Annotated in this window: 1 protein-coding gene; it reads left to right on the plus strand. The window is 38.3% G+C overall.

Going from position 1 to position 809, the window contains the following annotated elements; genetic code table 11:
- Positions 1 to 315 precede the first annotated feature (315 nt).
- Complete coding sequence (locus tag GC093_RS09805) at positions 316 to 567, plus strand: NUDIX domain-containing protein (RefSeq protein WP_171651693.1); 252 nt, start codon at positions 316 to 318, stop codon at positions 565 to 567.
- Positions 568 to 809 lie beyond the last annotated feature (242 nt).

Below are 809 nucleotides of genomic sequence, written 5' to 3' on the forward strand. Positions count from 1 at the left end.
CAGATGAACGCTCTTTCTATGCTGATAAGTTGCGTTCTTGGATAGAGGAAAACACTTAATGTCTAGGAGGAGCGAATGATAACCCTAGTAGGCAACGGGAGACGATAGCACAATGACACTAGGCTGCCGTCATAAGCGGTAGCCTATTCAAGTAACGGGCAGTATAGCATGGAACTGGTGTAGATTGTTGGTTCTGCCTCAAGAGTACAAATAATATATTCTACGAACTGCTAGATTAATATCATCTGGGATTATTCAAAAGAAAAGGATATAATATTGATTTGTGGTAATATTTGGACTGGAAGGTGGTACATCATGATAAAGGTTCGAACAATGACAGGAGCTTTTCTATTCAACGGTGATGCTGTTCTTATGTTAAAACGGTCTGAAAATAAAAAAATAGCCCCAGGATTGTGGGCTTGTATCGGCGGACACGTAGAACCAAATGAAATGAGTCATCCTGAAACCTCTTGCTTACGTGAGATATCAGAGGAAACTGGTATTACCGAAGAGCAAGTAGATGATTTGAGATTACGTTACATACACTCATACGGCAAAAAGGGTTAGAAATTAATCATCACTATATATTCATAGGGGAAACCAGTACAAGAGACATTGTTGATTGTAATGAGGGTGAATTACATTGGATAACTTTTTCAAACATTATGGACTTAAAAATGCCTGAGACATTAAGGCAAATGTTAAGTCATTTTAAAGAAAACCGGGACTGTCAAGATATTTGGACATGTACGTTATCTTCACAAGATGGACATGAGGAAACAGTATGGGGGAGATTATTAAGCTAACGA

Source organism: Paenibacillus foliorum, from assembly GCF_013141765.1.
In the GTDB taxonomy this organism is placed as follows: Bacteria; Bacillota; Bacilli; order Paenibacillales; family NBRC-103111; genus Paenibacillus_S; species Paenibacillus_S foliorum.